General features: G+C 71.1%; 17 protein-coding genes and 2 tRNA genes. 8 read left to right on the forward strand and 11 right to left on the reverse strand.

Annotated elements, in window-relative coordinates; genetic code table 11:
• Positions 1-64 precede the first annotated feature (64 nt).
• Entirely contained in the window at positions 65-457 is a 393-nt protein-coding gene (locus tag RY94_RS13540) for an SHOCT domain-containing protein (protein ID WP_043445912.1), read from the reverse strand.
• 180 nt (positions 458-637) lie between these two features.
• On the opposite strand from RY94_RS13540, the gene RY94_RS13545 reads away from it, so the two are divergent.
• Complete coding sequence (locus RY94_RS13545) at positions 638-1,198, forward strand: potassium channel family protein (protein WP_043445915.1); 561 nt, start codon at positions 638-640, stop codon at positions 1,196-1,198.
• Between the two features lie 34 nt (positions 1,199-1,232).
• Here the strand turns inward: RY94_RS13545 and RY94_RS18180 are convergent, their stop codons facing one another.
• The 8 genes from RY94_RS18180 to RY94_RS17970 all read right to left on the reverse strand — a co-directional run bounded on the left by RY94_RS18180 (position 1,233) and on the right by RY94_RS17970 (position 8,912).
• Complete coding sequence (locus tag RY94_RS18180; protein WP_052274351.1) at positions 1,233-3,185, reverse strand: dynamin family protein; 1,953 nt, start codon at positions 3,183-3,185, stop codon at positions 1,233-1,235.
• Positions 3,182-4,996: a dynamin family protein gene (locus tag RY94_RS13555; protein WP_052274352.1), complete on the reverse strand. Its 1,815-nt coding sequence runs from the start codon at positions 4,994-4,996 to the stop codon at positions 3,182-3,184. Before RY94_RS13555 ends, RY94_RS18180 begins: the two co-directional genes overlap by 4 nt.
• 135 nt (positions 4,997-5,131) lie before the next feature.
• A tRNA-Glu gene (locus RY94_RS13560) sits at positions 5,132-5,204 on the reverse strand.
• Positions 5,205-5,269: 65 nt separating this feature from the next.
• Positions 5,270-5,341: transfer RNA gene (locus RY94_RS13565), tRNA-Gln, on the reverse strand.
• A gap of 69 nt (positions 5,342-5,410) precedes the next feature.
• Complete coding sequence (locus tag RY94_RS13570) at positions 5,411-6,226, reverse strand: HAD family hydrolase (protein ID WP_082046398.1); 816 nt, start codon at positions 6,224-6,226, stop codon at positions 5,411-5,413.
• On the reverse strand, positions 6,226-7,734 hold the full coding sequence (gltX, locus tag RY94_RS13575) for a glutamate--tRNA ligase (RefSeq protein WP_043445918.1): 1,509 nt from the start codon (positions 7,732-7,734) through the stop codon (positions 6,226-6,228). The genes RY94_RS13570 and gltX overlap by 1 nt, the downstream gene beginning before the upstream one ends.
• Before the next feature lie 83 nt (positions 7,735-7,817).
• On the reverse strand, positions 7,818-8,591 hold the full coding sequence (locus RY94_RS13580; RefSeq protein WP_043445921.1) for a fumarylacetoacetate hydrolase family protein: 774 nt from the start codon (positions 8,589-8,591) through the stop codon (positions 7,818-7,820).
• Positions 8,592-8,771: 180 nt separating this feature from the next.
• Entirely contained in the window at positions 8,772-8,912 is a 141-nt protein-coding gene (locus RY94_RS17970) for a hypothetical protein (RefSeq protein ID WP_156135178.1), read from the reverse strand.
• A gap of 210 nt (positions 8,913-9,122) precedes the next feature.
• Here RY94_RS17970 and RY94_RS13585 point away from each other — a divergent pair, with 210 nt between their 5' ends.
• Both RY94_RS13585 and RY94_RS13590 read left to right on the forward strand, forming a co-directional pair.
• Positions 9,123-10,154: a hypothetical protein gene (locus tag RY94_RS13585; protein ID WP_043446722.1), complete on the forward strand. Its 1,032-nt coding sequence runs from the start codon at positions 9,123-9,125 to the stop codon at positions 10,152-10,154.
• A gap of 284 nt (positions 10,155-10,438) precedes the next feature.
• The gene (locus tag RY94_RS13590) at positions 10,439-12,016 is read left to right on the forward strand and encodes a putative bifunctional diguanylate cyclase/phosphodiesterase (RefSeq protein WP_052274354.1); all 1,578 of its coding nucleotides are present in this window, start codon (positions 10,439-10,441) and stop codon (positions 12,014-12,016) included.
• 108 nt (positions 12,017-12,124) lie between these two features.
• Here RY94_RS13590 and RY94_RS13595 read toward each other — a convergent pair whose 3' ends face one another.
• Together RY94_RS13595 and RY94_RS13600 are read right to left on the reverse strand one after the other, a co-directional pair.
• Positions 12,125-13,231 (reverse strand): branched-chain amino acid aminotransferase, encoded by a 1,107-nt coding sequence (locus RY94_RS13595; protein ID WP_043445923.1) that lies wholly within the window; start codon positions 13,229-13,231, stop codon positions 12,125-12,127.
• A gap of 97 nt (positions 13,232-13,328) precedes the next feature.
• Entirely contained in the window at positions 13,329-14,381 is a 1,053-nt protein-coding gene (locus tag RY94_RS13600; RefSeq protein ID WP_043445926.1) for a 3-isopropylmalate dehydrogenase, read from the reverse strand.
• Positions 14,382-14,493: 112 nt separating this feature from the next.
• Here RY94_RS13600 and RY94_RS13605 point away from each other — a divergent pair, with 112 nt between their 5' ends.
• The 5 genes from RY94_RS13605 (at position 14,494) to RY94_RS13625 (ending at position 21,813) form a co-directional block, all read left to right on the forward strand.
• Positions 14,494-15,699, forward strand: coding sequence for a sensor histidine kinase (locus RY94_RS13605; protein WP_043445929.1), 1,206 nt, complete (start codon positions 14,494-14,496; stop codon positions 15,697-15,699).
• 55 nt (positions 15,700-15,754) lie between these two features.
• Positions 15,755-16,522: a response regulator gene (locus RY94_RS13610; protein WP_082046353.1), complete on the forward strand. Its 768-nt coding sequence runs from the start codon at positions 15,755-15,757 to the stop codon at positions 16,520-16,522.
• A 150-nt stretch (positions 16,523-16,672) separates the two neighbouring features.
• The gene (locus RY94_RS13615) at positions 16,673-17,449 is read left to right on the forward strand and encodes an ABC transporter ATP-binding protein (protein WP_043445932.1); all 777 of its coding nucleotides are present in this window, start codon (positions 16,673-16,675) and stop codon (positions 17,447-17,449) included.
• Position 17,450: 1 nt separating this feature from the next.
• Positions 17,451-20,033, forward strand: coding sequence for an FtsX-like permease family protein (locus RY94_RS13620; RefSeq protein WP_043445935.1), 2,583 nt, complete (start codon positions 17,451-17,453; stop codon positions 20,031-20,033).
• 79 nt (positions 20,034-20,112) lie between these two features.
• Positions 20,113-21,813, forward strand: a complete 1,701-nt coding sequence (locus tag RY94_RS13625; RefSeq protein ID WP_043445938.1) for a sensor histidine kinase — start codon at positions 20,113-20,115, stop codon at positions 21,811-21,813.
• The last annotated feature ends 30 nt before the right edge of the window (positions 21,814-21,843 follow it).

Genomic DNA, 21,843 nt, shown 5'->3' on the forward strand with positions numbered 1-21,843 from the left:
GCTCCCGCACATGGCTGATCCCGTCCTCCGGGAACTGCCCGGGGGACGGGATCGCTCGGTGCACTCAGACCGAGGCCAGTGCGCGATCCTTCAGCTTGACGAACTCGGGCTCCGTGATGGCGCCGGCTTCGAGCAGTTCCTTCGCCTTCGCGATCTCCTCGGCCGACGTCGGCTTGGCGACGCTGCGGACGTAATTGTCCATCGACTCCTGGGCCGCCTGCCTGCTGGCCAGTTCGCGGTCGGCCATACCCCGCCCGCGAGCCAGGAGGTAGACCACGGAGGTGATCAACGGGATGAAGATCAGGCCCACCATCCAGAGCGTCTTCAACCAGCCCGAGAGCTCACGATCCCGGAAGAGATCGACGATGATCTGAAACAAGACGATCAGATAGGCGAAGAACACCATGATCGAGAAGGACAACCAAATGATGTTCCAAATGTTCTCCCAGAATTCCATCTGTCCACTCCTGTCAGAATTTTTACGCCGCGAGGACAGACGGACCGGCGCGGCTTGGGTATCACCAGTGTGGTGATCCGCCGCTGCACGGCAAAGGGTCGAAGGTCCTGATCGCGCCCCCACCGCACGGGTATCGCGCCCACCCGGAGAACGTCCCGGAGGCCGGAGGTACCATGAGGCATGGGTGGGAAAAGCCTCGGGCAGAGCAGCCCCGCGTTCTTCCGCGAACTCGACAGGACGAGCCGACGTCGGGCCGTCCTCGGCTCGATCGTGCGCGTCACGGCCTTCTGCGCGGTTCTCCTCGTCGTCTATGCCGTGATTCCCATCGGAGGGTTCAACGACGCGAACCCGGCCGGCGCGTGGGTCCGGCTGATCGCCATCATCCTCGTCTTCCTCGGCGTCATGGCGCTCGAACTGAAGATGATCATGTCGGCGCGGATTCCCCAGATCCGGGCCATCGAGGCCGTGGTGGAATCCGTCCTGATCCTGCTGTGCCTCTTCGCGCTGCTCTACCTGTCCATCTCGACGTCCGACCCGGCGTCGTTCAGTGAACCACTCAGCCGGATCGACTCCCTCTACTTCACGACCTCCACCTTCGCGACCGTGGGGTTCGGGGACATCACCCCGCAGAGCGATCTGGCCCGGGCGCTCCTGTCCATCCAGATGCTGGTTGACCTCGCTGCCCTGGTCCTGATCGGGAAGGTCACGTTCTTCGCGGCCTCGAGGCGGCTGACGGAGTAGTCCCGGGACGCCGGCACTGCACCCGACCGCGCCGCTATCGACCGCGCTGCGAAGCCGCACGCACGGCGGCGCCGAACGCGTTGCAGCGCTCCACCTCGACGAGGACGGGCCGCAGGACGACGTCGTCCGCCACGCGGGAGCAGGCCGCCAGCAGCTTCCGGCGCACCCTGGCCGCGCGCCTGCCCGCCCGCCAGCGCGCGAGGAGCGACGCGACGACCCCGAGCAGGACGCCGACCGCGAGACCGCCGAGGATCAGCAGCGTGGGCAGGGGGAAGCCCTCCACCCGGGGCACCTCGAAGGCCGGCAGCTGCAGGAATGCAAGCCCCGCCAGGAGCCCGAGCCACAGCAGTCCCGTCACGAGGGCCGCGAAGGCGATCCACTGCAGCACGCCGATGACGCCCCACCACCTGCTCCGGCCGGTCTCGAGATCGGTGCCCGTGACGGCCGTGTCGAGGGCGTCCGTGAGCTCCGGTGAGGTGTCCAGGGCCGCGTCCCGGACGGATGTGCGCCACGGATCGCCGAGGCCGCCGGCCGCGGCGTCCCCGAAGACGCGCAGTGCCTGGCCCACCTGCGCCTGCTGCGCCGGGTCCCGGACGGCGAGCGAGGAGCGGCGGAGCTCGGGGACGACGTCCTGCCGCCGCAGGTTCAGCCGGCGCAGCGGATCCGGGCGGAGACCGGCCAGCCAGCGGGTCACCGGCCAGCCCGTGGTCGCGTGCACGTCCCGGCGGTAGGCACTGCGGACGGCGTCCACCACCACGGGGACACCCGCCGCCCTGCCGAGTTCGTCGGCCAGGGCAGCCCGCGCGGCGGCGGACGGTGCGGCGGTGTGCCCCGCCGCGAACGGGAGCAGGTCTCCTGCAGCCCGCTCGGCGTCCGCAGCGACCCTGCGCATCGCCGCGGCGCGGCTCTCCGCGAATGCCCGGACGGCTCCGGCGAGCTCGCCGACCCCCTGTCCCGTCCGCGCGGACACGGGGACGACGTCGACCCCCGGCAGTCCCTCGTCGGCGAGGATGCCCGCGAGGGAGGACAGCACCGCCTCGAGGTCCTGCGGGTCCAGGCGGTCCGCCTGGTTGAGGGCCACGAGAGTGACCGCCTCGTGGGTCGCCAGTCCCCGGAGGAAGCCGTGGTGGAGCGCCGCATCGGCGTACTTCTGGGGGTCGACCACCCAGAGCAGCACGTCGACCTGGCCCGCGAGGCGCTCGACGGTCTCCCGGTGCGCAACCGCCGTGGAATCGAAGTCGGGCAGATCCAGGAGGATCAGCCCCGCGGTGTCGGGCATCGCGGGGTGCACCTGCCGGGTCGGCTCCTGGCCGACCGCCGGCATCGGACCCCTGCGTCGCCGGCGGAAGAACCCGCGGCGCGCCACCCGCTCGCCGGAGGCGGGACCGGGCCCTGCCGCCGTGCCGTCGTCGAGCGCGTCCTCAAGGCCGGTGTCGGCCGCCCGGACATCCTGCGTCACGCCTCCGTCCCGGCCCTCGGCGCCGGGGTGTGCCTCCCGTCCGCCGAGGCCGGCACGCCCGTCGGGCGCGGCGTCCGCGCGCGCTCCCCCGGAGGACACGGCCTCGAGCAGGTGCTGCTCCTGCGCGGGGCCTCCCGCGACGAGCGGGGCACCCTCCGGCAGGGCGACGCGCTGCCGGACCTCCAGCCAGTCGAGCAGCTCGTCGCTCCCGCTGCTGCCCCAGACGAGGGCCAGCGGTTCCGATGTGGTGGGGCGCCGGACCGCGACCCGCGCCGCACCCGTGCCGCTCAGTGCGTTGACGAGCGAGGACTTGCCGCTGCCGGTCGGCCCGAAGATGCCCACCACCGTGTGGTCCGCCGACAGCGCCCGGCGCCGGCCCGCGCGCTCCAGTGTTCGGCGGAGCCGCTCGAGCTCCTCGTCCGGGAGCCGGTCCGCGCCGAGCTCATAGGCTTCCTGGAGATGTGCCAGCGCCTCGGACAGCGAAGCGGCTGCCCCGGTCTCCGTGGTGTCCTGTCCGGGACGGTTCACGCGGCGCCCCCGCCGTCGGAGGGTTCCGCGGGCAGCGCCGTGCGGAGCCGGCTCGCCAGGACGGTGAGCGCCTCGGCGGAGGTCTGCAGCGCCAGGGGGTGCAGGCACCGATCGTAGGCCTCGCGTTCGCGGCGGAACAGCGCCTCGACGCGCTGGTACAGGTTCCGGCGGGCCGTGGCGGCCAGCCGGCGGACGGCGTCGTCGCCGAAGACCGCCTCCAGGAGCTTCTGGCCCGCGACCGCGGACGCCCCGGCGATGCCGATCTCCCCGCCCGTGAGTCCTCCGGTCGACGCGAAGACCACCACCATCAGTGCCACGGCGACGCCGTTGACGCCGAAGGAGAGCATGCGGGCCGTGAAGCGCTTGTCCGCGCCCTCGGCCTGGACGAGCAGCAGGATGTCCTGCTGCCACTCCCGGATCTCCCGGGCCACCTCGGCCGACACGGCGGCGGCGTCCCAGGCCGGAACGTCTTCGAGCAGCACCCGGCCCGCGTGGTCGGCGCGCCAGCGGCGGCGCGTGGTCTCGTCCGCGCGTGCGGCCTGCTCGACGATCACCGTCTGCAGCCCGCTGCCGATGGCCTCGGCGACGGTCGCCGCCGGAGCAGGGCGTCCCGTGAAGAACGCGCTCACCCGGTCGCGTGCCCGGCCGATCCTCGTCTCGAGGCCGCGCATGAACTCACCGGTGCCCACGAAGTCCTGCCAGCGGGCGAGGACCTCCCCGCGCAGCAGCTTGCCGTCCTCCGTGGCCGCGAGCACGTCCGCCAGGGCGTCGGCGTAGGCGCGCTCCACCGCTGCCCGCAGGGCGTCGGCGGCGGACTGCTCCTGGTCGGCGGCGTCGGCGATGGCGTCGATGCGACCCGCGAGGGCGCGCATGGCACCGCTCACCGTCCGACGCGCGATGTCCCGCCGCCCGTCGGCGTCGGCAGCCAGCGCCTGCAGCCACCGCGTGATCGGCTCGACGGCGTGTGCGGGCAGCATCCGCGACGGCTCGAGCGTCATCTCGGGGACCACGAAGATGGGAGCGTGCCCGAGGTTCTCGGCCGACAGCAGGGTCAGGAGGTCGCTCCTGACCTCCTCCTCCACACCGGCCGGTACCCGGTCCAGCACGACGGCGACGAGGACGTCCCGGCGGCCCGCCTCCGCCAGCAGCCTCCAGGGGACGGCGTCCGCGTAACGGTTGGCGGTGGTCACGAAGATCCAGAGATCCGCCGCCGCGAGCAGCTGGCCGGCGAGCCTGCGGTTCTCGTCCGCAATGGAGTCCACGTCAGGGGCATCCAGGAGCGCGAGGCCGGGCGGCAGCGTGGAGGTGGGGCGCAGCAGCAGCGTGTCGGGTCCCGAGGCCCGGTGGAGCGCGGCGGGCGCCCCCGCCGTGGGTGAACCGTCGGCTCCGTCGCTGTTCCCGTCGTCGTCCCCGGCGTCGTCGGCAGCGAGGCGGACCCGGCTGAGCGTGGGCAGGACCCGCGCGTCGTCGAACCACGCGCCGTCGTCGGGGTGGTGGAGCAGGAGCGGCTGGCGGGTGGTGGGGCGCACGGCGCCGGTGATGGAGACGGGTCGCCCCACGAGGGCGTTGACGAGCGTGGACTTCCCTGCGCCGGTGGATCCACCGACGACGGCGACGAGCGGGGCGTCCAGGCTGGCGAGCCGAGGAAGGATGTAGTCGGTGAGCTGTGCGCGTGCGGCCGCCGCCGATTCCCGTGCCTCGACCGATCCGGGAAGTTCGAGCGCGAACGCCAGACTGTCCAGCGCGCCGCGCACTTCGCGCAGCAGCGGGGAGAGCCCGCGGGCTTCGCCGGCCAGGGAAAGTGCACTCATGAAACCATCATGCCAGTCCCCCGCCGCCGCGCCCGGGAAGTCCTTGCCCTCCCCGGAAACAGAAAAATCCCGGACATCGTGGTGATGTCCGGGACTTCCCGGTGTCCTGACGGACTGTGCCCTTGCGGGCGAATGTGACCCCAGCGGGATTCGAACCCGCGTTACCGCCGTGAGAGGGCAGCGTACTAGGCCGCTATACGATGGGGCCAGTACTTTCCATCTTACTATGTGTTGCCGTGTGCTTTTGCCATCCCGCCCGGGGGCGGAAGTGCGCTGGGGTACCAGGACTCGAACCTAGAATGTTGGTACCAGAAACCAGTGTGTTGCCAATTACACCATACCCCAATGGCACTTTTCGGAGCCCCGATCGTGCTGAACTCCGGTCGCGTAACCGCTCCGCGCCGAGAAATAACTTTACCGGACGGAGGGCAGGAACTGCAAAACGGGCTCCAGGCCCACGATGCGCGGCACCTCGAGGGCGTCCCCGGCATCGGCCGCCGAACCGCCGTCGGTGCCCGAACCCCGGCCCGTTCCCGCGCGGTCCAGCCACACGCCGACCAGCCCTGCCGACCTCGCTCCGACGGCGTCGACCAGCCGGTTGTCGCCGACGTAGAGCGTCCGCTCGGGCGCGGTCCCGAGCAGCCGGGCGCCCTCGTGGTAGATCGCCGGTTCCGGCTTGGCGACGCCTACGGTGTCGATGCCGACCAGCGTGATGATGCGCTGCAGGCCGGCATGGTCCAGCTTCGCCCGCTGGTAGTCGTGCACGTTGTTGCTGACAGCGCCGTACGGGATGCCACGGGCGTCCAGTTCGTCCAGGAGGGGCTCCACGTCGTCGTACGCCCGGAAGTGCAGGGGCAGGGTCTGCTCGTACGCGCGCACCCAGGCCTCCGCCATGTGCCCCACGAACGGTTCGGGGGTGAACGCGGCACGCGCGTGCCGGACCCTGTGCACCCTCTGCTCCTCGAAGGTCACATCCCCCGCCAGGAACCGGTCGTAGTGCCGCTGGGGGTCCGTCGCGTACAGGGCCTTGTACCGCGCCCAGTCGTCGTCGCTCAGGTGGTTCAGGTGCGGGTCGGGGATGGCCTGCAGCGTGTGCCCCATGGCCCCTTCGAGGTCCACGAGGGTGTCGTCGATGTCGAACAGCACGCCGTCCACGACGGGACGGTCCTCCGCGTCCGGGGCGCCCTGCCGGGCCCCTGCCGGCCCGGCGGGGCCATGGCCGGTCGCCATCATGCGGCCGTCGCGCGCAGTGCCCGGACGCGGGCGATCGAGGACTCCCGCCCGAGGATCACCATCGACTCGAACAGCGGCGGCGAGATCTTGCGGCCGGAGATCGCGGTCCGCACCGGACCGAAGGCGAGCCGTGGCTTCAGGCCGAGCGTGTCGACCAGCGCGGCGCGCAGCGCGGCCTGCAGCGACTCGGCGTCCCAGGTGGAGCAGCCCTCGAGGGCTGCCAGGGTGGCGTCGAGCACCTCGCCGAGGTTCTCGGGCAGTCCCTTGCGGGCGTCGTCGGCGATGTCCACGGCGTCGTCGGCCTTGAACAGGAACCCCAGCATCTCGGGGGCTTCGCCGAGCAGGGTGATGCGTTCCTGGATGAGCGGGGCGGCCTCGGCGACGATGCGCAGGTCCTCCTCGGTGGGATCGGCACCGATGAGGCCGGCGGCCGCGAGGTACGGCAGCAGGCGGGACCGGAACTCGCCCGGATCCAGCAGCCGCACGTGGGTGCCGTTGATCGCCTCGGCCTTCTTGAGGTCGAACCGGGCGGGGTTGGCGAGTACGTCGCGCACGTCGAACTTCTGGACGAGCTGCTCCACCGAGAAGATGTCCTGGTCCGCCGACAGGCTCCAGCCCAGCAGCGACAGGTAGTTCAGGAGGCCCTCGCGGATGAAGCCGCGCTCACGGTGCAGGAACAGGTTGGATTCGGGATCCCGCTTGGACAGCTTCTTGTTGCCCTGGCCCATGACGTAGGGCAGGTGCCCGAACAGCGGCATGTGCTGGGCCACCCCGATGTCGATCAGCGCACGGTAGAGCGCCACCTGGCGGGGCGTGGAGGACAGCAGGTCCTCACCACGCAGGACGTGCGTGATGTTCATCAGGGCGTCGTCGACGGGATTGACGAGCGTGTAGAGGGGCGCTCCGTTGGCCCGGACGACGGCGAAGTCGGGGACACTGCCGGCGCGGAACGTGATCTCGCCGCGGACGAGGTCGGTGAAGGTGATGTCCTCGTCGGGCATCCGCAGCCGCAGGACCGCGGGACGCCCGGCCGACCGGAAGGCGTCCTTCTGCTCCTCGGTGAGCGTGCGGTCGTGGTTGTCGTAGCCGAGCTTCACGTCGCGTCCGGCGGCGCGGTGGCGCTCCTCCACCTCCTCGGGGGTCGAGAAGGACTCGTAGAGGTGGCCCGCCTCGAGGAGGCGGTCGATGACGTCCCGGTAGAGCTCGCCGCGCTGGGACTGGCGGTAGGGCGCGTGCGGCCCACCCACCTCGACGCCCTCGTCCCAGTCGATGCCCAGCCAGGTCATGGCTTCCAGGAGCTGCTGGTAGCTCTCCTCGCTGTCGCGGGCGGCGTCGGTGTCCTCGATGCGGAAGATCAGCTTGCCGCCGGTGTGGCGGGCGTACGCCCAGTTGAAGAGCGCGGTCCTGATCAGCCCGACGTGGGGGGTTCCCGTCGGTGACGGGCAGAATCGGACCCGGACGGGCGTGGCATCGGAGACGGTGGGGAACTCTGCGGCAGTAGTCATGGTGGTCCCATTCTAGGTGGGCCCACCGGCGGCGGCCGAGCGCCGTCGGACCCGGGACCGCAGGGCCCGACGGCGGAAGGGCGTCAGCGGCGTGCCGGGTTGGACAGGCGTCCGATGCCCTCGATGTCGACGTCGTACCGCTGGCCGTCGGTGATCATGCCGACCCCGGCCGGCGTGCCCGTGAGGATGATGTCCCCGGGCAGCAGGGTGAAGGCCTGCGAGACGTAGGCCACGAGTTCGCGGACGCCCCAGATCATGTCGCTCGTGGAGCCGTCCTGGCGGAGTTCGCCGTCGAGGCTCCCCCGGACCGTGAGGTTCTCCGGGTCCAGGTCCGTCTCGATCCAGGGGCCGATGGGGCAGGACGTGTCGAAGCCCTTGGCGCGCGCCCACTGGTCGTCGGTCTTCTGGACGTCGCGTGCCGTGAGGTCGTTCGCGCAGGTGTAGCCGAACACGACGTCGTCCACGCGCTCGAGCGGGACATCCTTGCAGATGCGGCCGATCACGACGGCGAGCTCTGCCTCGTAGGAGATCTGGTCGGAGAAGGATGGCAGCATGATGGGGTCCCCGGGGCCGATCACCGAGGTGTTGGGTTTGAGGAACATGAGCGGCGCAGCCGGCGTCTCGCTCCCCATCTCCTGGATATGGTCAGCGTAGTTGCGGCCCACCCCGACCACCTTGCTGCGGGGAATGACGGGCGCCAGGAGGCGGACGTCCTCGAGGGCGTGGCGTACGCCGGTCAGCTGGATGCCGGCGTAGAAAGGGTCTCCCTGGATGACGGCGACTTCCTCGCTGCCCTCGGTCCCTTCCACGACGCCGAACATTGGGTCATCATTTACGACAAAGCGTGCAATTCGCATGCCGCCAAGCCTAACGCGGGCCCCCGCGTCCGGTTGTCGGTGCCGGTGGGTGGCCCGTTTGCAGGCGTCAAGGAGATACCGCGGGCACTCCCTTCCCAGAGAGAGGGTGCCCGCGGTATCAGGTGTGACGCACGGGTGGAAGCGCGGCCTAACGGAACGCGACCATCTGCCGATGAGTGACTAGCCGGGCCAGTTGTTGACGCGGTCCAGCGAAGAGACAGGGGCGACGACGCCGGTCTTGGCCGGGGCGGCGTTGGCCGCTGCTGCACTTCCGGTCACGAGGAGTGTTGCGAGGAGGAATGCGGAGGTGATGCGCTTCATGATGTGTTCCTTTGGCGGATGGTCGACAGTGATGGCAGGGTCCAGCTCGTGTACCATGAGCGGCCCTGGAATTATCGTAAGCCACACCAGCCACTTTGGTAACAGGTTTTCGGATTTCTTTTTACCCTTCTCCAAATTGTTCGTCCCATCGCGTTCCGATGCCAATAATGGGACGAGTAGCCTGACCGATCCGGAAAGCCGAAGGTGAGCATGACCTATCAGGAAGCAGCGGGACAGCGATTGCTGATGGAACTCCGAGCACGCGAAGCGTGGAGCCAGCGTGACTACATCACCGCGCAGAATCTCGCACAGGAGTTGGCAGCATCTGCCCTCGCTGACAGCGACGATCTTGGCTGGTGGAACGCCACTTTCCTCGTGGCCGAGACTTTGCGGAAGCAAGGGCTGATGCAGGAGTCGAGAGCTGTGGCCGAGACACTGGCCGGCCACGCATTGACGGTCGAGTCCCAAGCCCTCAGTGCCCGGGTCTCCACCATCCTCTCCCTCGCCCTCCAGGGTTGCGGCGACCTGACGGCCGCCGTCACTGCCGCTCAACAGGCGGTTGACGACGCTTCGGGTGAGGTCGACGACGTCGGCGTTCTGGTCGGCGCGCGAAATGCACTCATCGCGGCACTTGCGGACAGCGACCAGCTCGACTCCGCCTGGCAGGAATGTCAGGCCCTTGACGCACTCCTGCGGTCCGAGCCCTTGAGCCAGACGACCGGTGTCGGCTATTGGGCCATCGGCAACGTGGCGTTTCTCCTCAAACACATCCCGCAGGGCGTCGAATATCACGGGCGTGCGGCCAAGGCACTCTCTCCTACCAACGACCTCGATCTATGGGCGCGCTTCAATCGCGCATCGGCGTCGCTCCGACTCACCGCCGGCGTCATCGAGCCCGAGACACTCGAATGCATCGAACGGGCGGAACTGGCGAGTTCGATCGTCGGCGGATCGGAGCGGGACTGCCTCGAGTTGAGCCTCACGCGGGCACAGTGGCTCGTGTTGACCGGTCAGGTCGAGGCATCCGTGACACTGCTCAGGTCCATCGTCGAGAAGAAGCGCCTACTGGCTACGCACATGGCGGCGCAAGCTCACTTCCTGCTCGGCCAGGCCCTGTCGGCCCACGGTGGTGACTCCGGAGCCATCTCGAACTTGGAGGCCAGCGAGGGCCTGTTCCTGCAGTCGGGGGCGGAGGACAGCGCCTCCACGGCCCGGGCCCTGATCGACTCGATCCGGAGCTGAACCGGAGAGATCAGCTCCTGCACGTCGCGTCAAGCGGAATTAATTCCCGATGCATATGCATGCTCTTCCGCCGCACTGGCGTAAGCTGATGAACAGACCCCGGCCGGGTCGGGCGTTTTCCCCCATTACTCCCACCCCGGTCGGGGTTCCTTCATCTCCGGACCGTGACGCCGGCCCCAGGTCCTCGACCGCCGCCGGCACTCTTCCGGCCGAGCGCTTTCAACGCGCCGTCAGAACAGGCACCTCACCGGATTAGCGGCTCCGCGGAATGTACTCTGGGATCGATGAGCGCTGACCATAAGGACCCCCGCCTCGCGATGCTCGTCGAGAGCATCGTCCGGCTGTCGCGCGGAGAACTGAGCAGCCGCATCGAGCCCTCGAGTGCCCGGGACGAGGTGGACGCCGTGATCACCGGCGTGAACCTGCTGGCCGAGGAGCTGGAGCAGGTCTACGAGCAGTTCGAGAAGCGCGTCGAGAGCCGCACGGCCATGCTGCGCCAGGCACACCTCGACATGATGAAGATGGCCATGTCCGATGCCCTGACCGGCCTCGCCAATCGCGTGGCCCTCATGGACGGCATCGAGGAGGCGCTCGCCCAGGCGGCCGCCCACAATGCCGAGCCGCCGGCCCTCCTGCTCCTCGACCTCGACAGCTTCAAGAACGTCAACGACCGCTTCGGACACGACGCGGGCGACCGCGTCCTCCGGGAAGTCGCCCACCGACTCCTCGGCGTGGTCCGCGAGAGCGACCTCGTGGCACGGCTGGGCGGAGACGAGTTCGCCATCCTGCTCCCGGGCGCCACCATGGAGATCGCCATGCAGGTGGCCCGCCGGGCACTCGACGCCCTCGCCCAGCAGATCCGCCTCGACTCCCTGTACGTGCACTCGCGTGCGAGCATCGGGGTGCGCCTCGGCACCGCCGGCCAGACGGCGGACGAACTGCTCCTGGACGCGGACACCGCCATGTACGCGGCCAAGCGGGAGGGCCGCAGCATCATCAAGGTCTTCGAACCCGTGATGCTGTACTCGCGCCAGCTCCGCAGCCAGATGGCCACCGAACTCCGCGACGCGATCAGCTCCAACCAGCTCGTCCTGCACTACCAGCCGGTCGTGGAGCTCGCCACCAACCGGATCCTCGGCGTCGAGGTCCTGGTGCGGTGGCAGCACCCCCTCCGCGGGCTGATCCCGCCGGACACGTTCATCCCGCTCGCCGAGGAGATCGGCGTCATCCACGACCTGGACCGCTGGGTGATGTCCTCGTCGCTGCGCCAGCTCGCGACCTGGCGGAGGGATCTCCCGCTCGACGACGACTTCCAGCTGCGGGTGAACCTCTCCGCCGTCGAACTGAAGCAGCTCGACCTCGTCGACCACATCAGGGGACTGCTCCGGGAGCTGGAGGTGCCCGCGCACAGCCTCGTGGTGGAGATCACCGAGACGGCGATCGTGACCCGCGGGGAAGTCGAGATGTACTCGCTGCTGAGCCTGCAGCAGCTCGGGGTCGGGATCGAGATCGACGACTTCGGGACGGGCTACTCCTCCATCAGCTACCTGCGGGAACTGCCGGTCAGCATGGTCAAGGTGGACCGGTCGCTCCTCGTCGAGCTCAACACGAGGCCCGGTCAGCTCGACTTCGTCGCGGCCATCCTGCAGCTCATCCGGGCCGCCGGCCTCGAAGCCGTCTTCGAAGGCATCGAGACCCGGGAGCAGGCCGACCAGCTGAGGTCCATGGGCTGCGCCAGCGGGCAGGGCTACTACTTCAGCCGCCCGATGCCCGCGGACGAGGCGTCGGCCCTGCTCGCCACCACGCGGCACCTGCAGGTCACCGAGGGCATCGACGACGCGGAGACGGCGTCGTCGTTCTGACTCCCCCGCGGTCCCCGGCCCACCGGGACCGGTGGATCCCGGAACGACGACGGCGCCCGTCCGTACCCCTCGCGGGGCGGGACGGGCGCCGTCGTGTCCTCCCGGAGATCAGACCAGGCGCGTGAGCCAGCCGTGCGTGTCCTCGACGACACCGGTCTGGATGCCGAGCAGCTGGCTGCGGATGGACATGGTCACCTCGCCGGCCGGTGCCCCCTCCGCGCCGATGAACTCGTCACCGTCGCGCAGGCGGCCGATGGGCGTGATGACCGCGGCCGTGCCGCAGGCGAACACCTCGGTGATCTCGCCCCTCGCGACGCCGTCGCGCCATTCGTCCAGCGTGATCTTGCGCTCGGTGACCTCGAGTCCCCGGTCCCGGCCCAGCTGGATGATGGAGGACCGCGTGACGCCTTCGAGGATGGTGCCGGTGAGGGCCGGGGTGACGATCGACCCGTCGCGGAACACGAAGAACACGTTCATGCCGCCGAGTTCCTCGACGGCGTTGTCGTTGAACTGGTCGAGGAAGAGCACCTGCTTGCAGCCGTGCGCCTCCGCCTCGAGCTGGGCCGCGAGCGAGGAGGCGTAGTTGCCGCCGGCCTTCGCCGCTCCGGTGCCTCCTCGGCCTGCCCGCGCGTAGTTGCGGGACACCCAGATGTCCACGGGCTTCACCTCACCGCCGAAGTAGTTCCCGGCGGGCGAGGCGATCACACGGTAGGACACCTCGCGGGCGGGCCGGACGCCGAGGAACGCCTCGGTGGCGATCATGAAGGGCCGGAGGTAGAGGCTCTCGCCGTCGCCGGACGGGATCCAATCCTGGTCCACCGCGACGAGCCGGCGCAGGGACTCGAGGAAGAGTTCCTCCGGCAGCTGGGGCAGCGCGAGGCGGGTCGCCGAGCGGTTCAGGCGCGCCGCGTTGGCGTCGGCGCGGAAGGTCCACACGGAGCCGTCGGCGTGCCGGTAGGCCTTCATGCCCTCGAAGATCTCCTGGCCGTAGTGCAGGACGGCGGCCGCGGGATCCAGGGCGATCGGCCCGTAGGGCTCCACGCGCGCATCATGCCAGCCGCCGACACCCGATGCGTCGACGCTGAAGTCGACGATCGCGGTGTGGTCCGTGAAGAAGTTGCCGAAGCCGGGGTTCGCCAGCACCGCCTCCCGCTCCTCGGCCGATGCCCGCTGCGTCGACAGGTGCTGGGCGAAATGGGTATCGGTGGCTGTCATGGTTCCTCCGCGCTGGAACGGACTGCACGCACGGCTCGGCCGCCGTCGTCCGTGGGTGGTCAGTGCTCCGGCACTGGGTTAATGATGTGTAACCACCTTAGGACACGGTCGCGGCAATAGCATCGCCGACAGCAGCCGTGCTCCGCGCACCCGAGCGCGCGGCGATGTCCTCCTCGACGGCCCGTTCGATCCGCGCCGCCCGGTCGGCGAGGCCGAGGTGCTGCAGGAGGAGCGCCGCGGAGAGGATCGCGGCGGTCGGATCGGCCAGCTGCCGGCCCGCGATGTCCGGCGCCGAGCCGTGCACGGGCTCGAACATGGACGGTGCGGTGCGGTCCATGTTGAGGTTCGCCGACGCCGCGAGCCCGATGCCGCCGGTCACGGCCGCCGCGAGATCGGTCACGATGTCCCCGAAGAGGTTGTCGGTGACGATCACGTCGAAGCGCGACGGGTCGGTCACGAGGAAGATCATCGCCGCATCCACGTGCAGGTAGTCATGGGTCACGTCCGGGAAGTCGGCGGCGACGGCCTCCACGGTGCGCTTCCACAGGTGCCCTGCGTACACCAGCACGTTGTGCTTGTGGACGAGGGTCAGCTTCTTCCGGCGCGCGGCTGCCCGCCGGAACGCATCCCGCACCACCCGCTCGACGCCGTAGGCGGTGTTGAGGGACACCTCCGTGGCCACCTCGTGCGGCGTGCCGCCGCGCAGCGTCCCGCCGTTGCCGGTGTAGGGGCCCTCGGTCCCCTCACGGACGACGACGAAGTCGATCACCCCGGGCTGCGCCAGGGGGCTCGGGACGCCCTGGTACAGGCGGGAGGGCCGCAGGTTCACGAAGTGGTCCAGCGAGAAGCGGAGCTTGAGCAGGAGCTCGCGCTCGATCAGCCCGGACGGGATGCGGGTGTCCCCGGGAGCAGCGCCGACCGCGCCGAAGAGGATGGCGTCATGGCTCCGGAGCCTGTCGAGCGTGGCATCCGGCAGGGTCTCCCCCGTGGCGAGCCAGTGCTCGGCACCGAGCGGATACTCGGTGAGGTCCAGCTCGACGTCGTCGCCGACCGCCGCGAGCAGCACCTTGACCGCCTCGGCGGTCACTTCGGGCCCGATGCCGTCTCCGGGGATGACGGCGAGGTCGATACTGCGGGGTGCATCAGTCATGATCCCAGCGTAGGAAAGCGCTTCGGGCGGCAGAGAATCCGTCCACAGGGTGAGACGGCTCCACCCTGGGTCTGATGTGCGGGGGCGCCCGCCCCGCCTAGAGTGGATCCCCATGGACCTCCACCTGCGACTGGCGCACTGGATCCGCACACACCCGCGAACCATCGATGTCTGCCTCGTGCTGGCGATCCTCCTCCTGTTCGTCCTGCCCTTCGCCGCCGACGGCGTCCCGGGGTACACCCTGATCGTCGGCGTGTCGATGGCGGTGACCGTCCCGCTGGTGTGGCGCCGTTCGCGCGTCGTCCTCTCGGCCGGGCTCGTCGCCGGCGTCTCCGTCCTCCAGCTGATCACCGGGATCGAACCGGTGCCGGCCCAGTTCGTCATCCTCATCACGCTCTACACCCTCGCCGCGCACGGCCCCCGCTGGGCCGGCGTCGGCGGGCTGGGACTGGCCGTCGCCGGCGCGGCGATCGGCCTCGTGCGCTACGGGGACATGATCGGGCTCGGCCCCGGCCAGCCGGTCCTCACCACCGTGCCGCTGTTCCTGATCCTGCTGTTCCTCGTGGAATCGCTCGTGCTGCTCGCCTGGACGCTCGGCGACCTCTCCCGCTCGCGCCGCCTGGCCTACCGGGCCCTCGAGGACAGGACGCGCCGCCTCGAGGTGGAACGGCAGCAGGAGCGGGACCTGGCGGCGGCGGACGAGCGCAGCCACATCGCCCGCGAGATGCACGACATCGTGGCCCATTCCCTGTCCGTGATCATCACGCAGGCCGACGGCGCCCGGTACGCCAGCGCCCAGACTCCGGAGCTCGCCGTCCGGACGCTCGGGACCATCGCGGAGACCGGGCGGGGCTCCCTGCGCGAGATGCGCCGGCTGCTCGGGGTGCTCCGCGGGGACGAGACCGCGTCCACCCGCCCGCTCCCGACGCTCGACGACGTCGATTCCCTCGTCCAGTCGGTGCGCCGGTCGGGGGTCCACGTCGCGTGCCGCCGCACGGGGTCGCCGCGCGGCGACCTCCCACCCGGCGCGGAGCTGACCGCCTACCGCGTCATCCAGGAATCGCTCACCAACGTGCTCCGGCACGCCGGGGCGGCCACCACCGCGGAGGTGGTGCTCGACCACGGACCCCGCGGGCTCGGCATCACGGTCGACGACGACGGCCGGGGCGCCGCGGCCGATCCCGCCACCGCGGGCGCGCGCCAGGGGATCCGGGGCATGACCGAGCGCGTACGGCTCTACGACGGCTCCGTGGCCGCGGCGCCGCGCTCCGGCGGCGGCTACCGGGTGGAAGCCTTCATCCCCTACACGCAGGCCTGAGGCCCGGCCCCCCTTCGCAGTCCCGGCACGGCAATCACAGGAGACGACACGCAGCATGGACAGCATCACCGAGACCCCGGCCGGCAGCCACCATGCGTCGGAGGCCGACGACGGCGTTACCCCGCCGATCCGCGTCGCGATCGTCGACGACCAGCACCTCGTGCGCAGCGGCTTCGCCATGCTCATCAACTCCCAGCCCGACCTGCGGGTGGTGAGCGAGGCCGCGAACGGCGAGGCCGCGGTGAGGGCGCTCGCGAGCACGCGCGCCGACGTCGTCATGATGGACGTGCGCATGCCCGGAATGGACGGCATCGAGGCCACCCGGCGGATCCTCGCCGACCGCACCCCGCCGGGAGGCGAGGGCGCCGAGGGCGCCGCGGCCGGCCCGCGCATCGTGGTGCTGACGACCTTCGACCTCGACGAGTACGCCCTCGCGGCGATCCACGCCGGCGCCAGCGGGTTCCTGCTGAAGGACGCGCCGCCGGAGGAACTGCTCGAGGCGATCCGGACGGTGCACCGCGGGGACGCCGTGATCGCACCCTCGACGACCCGCCGCCTGCTCGACCACGTGGCACCGCTCCTGCGGCGCCCCTCCCCCGAGCAGCATGCCCACGCGGAGGCCGTGGCACGACTCACCGTCCGCGAGCGCGAGGTGTTCGGGCTGATCGCGCAGGGCCTCTCGAATCCGGAGATCGCCGCGAAGCTCTTCCTCTCGGAAGCGACGGTGAAGACGCACGTGGGGCACATCCTCGCGAAGCTCGGGGCGCGGGACCGTGTGCAGGCCGTCGTCATGGCGTACGAGACGGGCATCGTCCGGCCGTGACCGTCGGGCCCGCCCGGCCGCATCGACACGGGCATGAACCGGGGGTGGAGACCGCGGGCAGTGCCCTCATCCCACGGGAGGAGACCCCGCCCCTGCGATCCCGGACCTGGCGCCGATCCGCCCGACGACGGGCGTCCCTAGCGTGGAAGCATGACAATCTCCACGAATCTCCCCGGGGCGATCCCGGGCTCCCCGGCTGCGTCCTCCGCCGCCGTCGCCGCACGCGCCGTGTCCAAGAGCTACGGCCGGGGTGAGACCGCCGTCCACGCCCTCCGGGACGTCTCCCTCGACTTCGAGCGGGAACGCTTCACCGCCATCATGGGCCCGTCCGGGTCCGGCAAGTCCACCCTGATGCACTGCCTGGCCGGTTTGGACAGTATCGACACCGGCCGGCTCTGGGTCGGGGGCACCGAGATCACCGGGCTTCCCGACGCCGCCCTGACGCGGCTCCGGCGCGAACGCGTCGGGTTCGTCTTCCAGGCCTTCAACCTCGTCCCCACCCTCACGGCCGAGCAGAACATCACGCTGCCGGTCGCACTGGCCGGCGGCACCGTGGACACGGCCTGGCTGCAGCAGATCTCGTCGTCGCTGGGGCTCGGCGACCGCCTCTCCCACCGTCCTCACGAACTCTCGGGCGGCCAGCAGCAGCGGGTCGCCGTGGCCCGCGCCCTGCTGACCCGGCCCGATGTCATCTTCGGTGACGAGCCCACCGGCAACCTGGACTCGGCGACGGGCGCCGAGGTGCTGTCCCTGCTCCGGCGGAGCTGCCGCGAGATGGGACAGAGCATCATCATGGTCACGCACGATCCCGTCGCGGCGTCCTATGCCGACCGCGTGGTCCTCATGAAGGACGGCGCACTGGTGGGCGAACTCGAGCAGTCGGCACCCGAGGCGATCCTCGGCGCGCTCGCGACGCTGGGGGCCTGACGTGCTGCAGGTAGCCCTCGCCCAGGTCCGGGTCCATGCCCGGCGCTTCCTCGCCGTCGGCCTCGCCGTGATGCTCGGTGTGGCCTTCCTCTCCGCGACCCTGATGGTGGGCGCGACCACGAAGGCCAGCCTCGGGGAGAGCATCGGGGCGTCCTACGCCAGGGCGGACCTCGTGGTGACCGCGCAGGACGGCGGTTCCGTCCCGGCCGGCGTGGCCGCCGACCTCGCGTCGGTCCCCGGCGTGGACGCGGTCCACGGCCTCGAGCGCGCCTACGCCCAGCTCACCACCGGCTCCCAGGACGCGCTCGCCGTCCTGACCACCACGGCGACGCCGCGGCTCGAGACGGCGGTCATGACGGCCGGGTCCTACCCGTCGGAGGCCGGCCACGTGGCACTGGACGAGGCCTCCGCGGCCCGCCTCGACGTCGTCCCCGGCGACACGGTGGCACTCGACGCCGCCGCTCCCGCCACGTCGCCGGGCAACGCCCTGACCGTCACCGGCCTCACCGAACCGAGCGCGGACCCCTCGCTCTCCGGTGCGGTGCAGGTCCTCGCCTCCACCACCGTGGTGCGGGAACTGAACGACGGCGAGACCGTGCTCCGCAACCTGCAGCTCGCCCTGGCGCCCGGAGCCGATCCTGTGGAGGTGCTCGCCGCGGCCTCCTCCGCCGTCGACGCGGTCCCCGAGGACGGACGGGCACCCCTGGTGGTCCGGACGGCGTCGGAGCAGACCGTCGCGGACATCGCCTCCTTCTCGAACGACAGCGACGTGCTCACCGGGGTACTGCTGGCCTTCGCCGCCGTGGCGGTCCTCGTCGCCGGGCTCGTCATCTCGAACACCTTCTCGGTCCTGGTGGCCCAGCGGACGCGCGAACTCGCCCTCCTGCGCTGCATCGGCGCGGAACGGCGCCAGGTCCGCACCGCGGTGCTCGTCGAGGCCGCGATCGTGGGGCTCGTGTCCTCGGTGCTCGGCGTGCTGCTGGCCACGGGACTCATGGGCGCCCTCGTGGCCCTGGCCCGGCAGACCGACTACGGCTCCTTCGCGGTCCTCGCCGTGCCGGTGTCCGCCGTCGCCGGCGGTATCGCCGTGGGTCTGCTGATGACGCTCCTCGCCGCGCTCGTCCCGGCACGCGCCGCCACCCGGGTGGCTCCGCTCGCCGCGCTCCGTCCCGCGGAGCCGCCGGTCGCCGGGAGCGGCAGCGGTCGCCTCCGGCTGGTCACGGGGCTCGTGGCCGTCGTCGCCGGCGGGGGGCTGCTGCTGCTCGGCGCGCTGTCCGTCGCCCTCGTCCCGGCGGTCGCCGGTGGTGCAGCCTCGTTCCTCGGCGTCATGCTCCTCGCCCCCCTGTTCGTGCCGCGCAGTGTCGCCGCCGTCGGCAGGATCGCCCGCCCGCTGGGCGTGCCCGGCGTCCTGGCGTCGCTCAACGCCGTCCGCAACCCGGCGCGCACGACGGCGTCCTCGGCGGCCCTGATGGTCGGCGTCACGCTCGTCACGATGATGATGGTCGGTGCCCAGACCTCCCGGACGTCCTTCGAGCGGGAACTGGACCAGAACTACGCCGTGGATCTCGCGGTCTCGGGTGCGGGCACCGCCTCGGCGTCGCCGGATGCGGGAGGCGGCGCGCAACCCCGACTCGACGGTCCCACGCTGCTGGAGGTGGACGGCGTGCGCACCGCCGTCGAGCTCACGCCGGTGATGCTCACCAGCGCACAGGACGGCGCGGAGGTGGTCTACGCCGTGGATCCCGCGGAGCTGGCCGGGGTCCTGCGCTCGGAAGGCACCATGCTCACCGACGGCGTGGTCCTGGCCCCCCAGACGTGGACGCGGACGGACGTGACGCTCGAGGGCGGCGACGGTGCAGCGACGCTCCCCGTCACGGCCGTCGACGCCGTCTACTTCCAGCCGCTGATCACCACCGCCACGGCGGAGCGGCTCGGTGGCAGCCCGGACGGCGCCCTGTCGGCCTATCTCGCGCCCACCGGTGACCAGCCGGCGGAGCCGGTCCCGGCGGGGGCGAGCCTCGCGGACCACCTCGGGACGGTGTTCTGGCTGAAGCTCGACGACGCCGCGGACGTGGCAGCGGTGACGGACGTCCAGGCGCGGATCGTGGACGCCACGGGCGTGTCCGAGTACCAGGTGAGCGGAGCGGCGCTCGAACGGGTGGCGTACAACCAGGTCATCGACGTCCTGCTCCTGATCGTCACGGCCCTGCTGGCCGTGGCCGTGCTCATCGCGCTGATCGGCGTCGCCAACACGCTCTCCCTGTCCGTGCTGGAGAGACGCCGGGAGAACTCGCTGCTGCGGGCCCTCGGCCTCACCCGCGGCCAGCTGCGCGGGATGCTCGCCGTCGAGGCCGTGCTCATGGCCGGGGTCGCAGCGCTGCTCGGCACCTGCCTGGGCACCCTCTACGGCTGGCTCGGCGCCCAGTCCGCCCTGGGCGGGATGGCCCCGGTCAGCCCCGCGGTGCCGGTGGGGCAGATCGCAGCGGTCCTCGCCGTGGCGGTCGGGGCGGGCCTGCTGGCCTCCGTGCTCCCGGCGCGCCGAGCAGCCCGGCTCTCGCCGGTCGCCGGTCTCGCAAGCGACTGACGCCCGACGCGGCGTCCTCCCCCACTCCTGCCGTGCCACCTATATTGGGAGCATCGCAGTCGATCTCGGAGAGGACGCCGTGGAGCAGGACGAAGCAGCAGGGAACGACGGCGGGGCGCTCGCCGTCGTCGTCTCCGCGTCCGCGCAGGACGGCGCGGCCGTGGACCGGGTGCTCACCGAGGGCGGGTACCGGGTGAGGACCGTCGCCCCCGGGGCATCCGTCCTCGACGCGGTCCTCGACGCCGCCCCGGACCTCCTGCTGGTGGACCTGCCCACGGCCGTCGACCACGTGGACTCGCTGCCGGACGTCCTCACCCGGCACCCCGCGCTCGCGAGCCTGCCCGTGATCCTCCTCCTCCCCGAGAACTGGAGCGGGGAGGTCCCGGAAGCCGTGGGCCGGTACGCCTCCGACGTCGTCTTCCCTCCCGTGCAACCCGCCGAGCTGCTGCACCGCACCCACGCGGCGATCGCCCGACGTCGGCGGCACAGGGCGCAGCGGGCGTCCGCCGTCCGGCTGCGGGAGGACATGCGGGCCATCTCCGCCCGCATCCGCGCGACGAACGACCCGGCCGTCATGATCGAGGCCTTCCTGCCCGGCGTGGGCCGCGCGCTCGGCGCACACCATGTGGCACTGCAGGTCTTCCACGACGAGCGCGTCGCCGCCCACGGCAGCAGCTGGACCGATCCCGCGGAGGGAGCGCGGGCGCCCCTGGCCGCACCCCGGCGCGAGCACCAGGAGGGTGCGCTCCCCCTGGCCCTGGCCCTGTGGGAGGACAGCGCCACCGGCACCTTCAGCGCCGGGCCCGGAGCCGTGCCCCACACCGGCGAGGTCCCGGTCCCGGGATGGCTGCAGGAGGGCGATGCCGGTCGGCGCACCCTTCACGGCGTGGTCGCCGCACTGGGTGAGGGGGACACCCCGTTCGGCCTCCTGTGGATCATGAGCGAGGAGCAGCCGCAGGCCTTCTCCGGCGTGGAAGGCGCCCTGACCCAGCACGTCCTCGGGAACCTCGCCCACGGACTCATCCAGGCCCAGCTCATCTCCCGCCAGCAGCAGGCGGTCCGGAAGCTGCAGGCGCTCGACCAGGCCAGGAGCGACTTCGTCGGGACCGTGAACCACGAGCTGCGCACCCCGCTCGCCTCGATCGCCGGGTACCTCGAGATGATCCTCGACGGCGTGGGCGGTGAACTGCCGCCGGAGGCGAGCACCATGCTGCAGGCCGTGGAGCGCAACACCGCCAAGCTGAGCGGGCTGATCGAGAACATCTCCGCGCTCTCCTCCCGGGAGTCGGAGGCGCCCGAGCACGGGCCCGTGGACCTCGTGCACCTCCTCTCGGAACTCGCCGGCCGAGCCGTGTCGGAGGCCGCCGCGGGCCGCATCGTGATCGAGTGCACGGTCCCGGATCATCCGGTGACGGTGTCCGGGGACCGCGGGCAGCTCTCGGCGGCCCTCGCGATCGTGCTCTCCAACGCCATCAAGTTCACGCGCGAGGAGGGCAGCGTCTCGATCGGGCTGGCCCACGAGCCGGACCACGGGCGCGTGGTCGTCGTCGTGCGGGACACCGGCATCGGGATCCCGGAGGAGGACGTGCCGCGCCTCTTCGACGCGTTCCACCGCGCCGCCACCGCGGACCGGGCGCTGCCCGGCGCGGGGGTGGGGCTCTCCGCCGCCAAGAAGACGGTCGAGGCGCACCGCGGGAGTATCACGGTCGAGTCCACCCTGGACGTCGGGACCGCCGTCGCCATCACGCTTCCGCTGCTGGAACACGCTGCCGTAGGGTGAGGTGCTGATCAATCGATGGAAGGAACGCCC

The sequence above is a fragment of the Arthrobacter sp. L77 genome, from assembly GCF_000816565.1.
In the GTDB taxonomy this organism is placed as follows: Bacteria; Actinomycetota; Actinomycetes; order Actinomycetales; family Micrococcaceae; genus Arthrobacter_D; species Arthrobacter_D antioxidans.

Coding starts and splice junctions, on each gene's coding strand:
- RY94_RS13540 (WP_043445912.1), bottom strand. CDS start 457: ATGGAATTCTGGGAGAACATTTGGAACATCATTTGGTTGTCCTTCTCG.
- RY94_RS13545 (WP_043445915.1), top strand. CDS start 638: ATGGGTGGGAAAAGCCTCGGGCAGAGCAGCCCCGCGTTCTTCCGCGAA.
- RY94_RS13555 (WP_052274352.1), bottom strand. CDS start 4,996: ATGAGTGCACTTTCCCTGGCCGGCGAAGCCCGCGGGCTCTCCCCGCTG.
- RY94_RS13570 (WP_082046398.1), bottom strand. CDS start 6,226: ATGGCGACCGGCCATGGCCCCGCCGGGCCGGCAGGGGCCCGGCAGGGC.
- gltX (WP_043445918.1), bottom strand. CDS start 7,734: ATGACTACTGCCGCAGAGTTCCCCACCGTCTCCGATGCCACGCCCGTC.
- RY94_RS13580 (WP_043445921.1), bottom strand. CDS start 8,591: ATGCGAATTGCACGCTTTGTCGTAAATGATGACCCAATGTTCGGCGTC.
- RY94_RS17970 (WP_156135178.1), bottom strand. CDS start 8,912: ATGAAGCGCATCACCTCCGCATTCCTCCTCGCAACACTCCTCGTGACC.
- RY94_RS13585 (WP_043446722.1), top strand. CDS start 9,123: ATGACCTATCAGGAAGCAGCGGGACAGCGATTGCTGATGGAACTCCGA.
- RY94_RS13590 (WP_052274354.1), top strand. CDS start 10,439: ATGAGCGCTGACCATAAGGACCCCCGCCTCGCGATGCTCGTCGAGAGC.
- RY94_RS13595 (WP_043445923.1), bottom strand. CDS start 13,231: ATGACAGCCACCGATACCCATTTCGCCCAGCACCTGTCGACGCAGCGG.
- RY94_RS13600 (WP_043445926.1), bottom strand. CDS start 14,381: ATGACTGATGCACCCCGCAGTATCGACCTCGCCGTCATCCCCGGAGAC.
- RY94_RS13605 (WP_043445929.1), top strand. CDS start 14,494: ATGGACCTCCACCTGCGACTGGCGCACTGGATCCGCACACACCCGCGA.
- RY94_RS13610 (WP_082046353.1), top strand. CDS start 15,755: ATGGACAGCATCACCGAGACCCCGGCCGGCAGCCACCATGCGTCGGAG.
- RY94_RS13615 (WP_043445932.1), top strand. CDS start 16,673: ATGACAATCTCCACGAATCTCCCCGGGGCGATCCCGGGCTCCCCGGCT.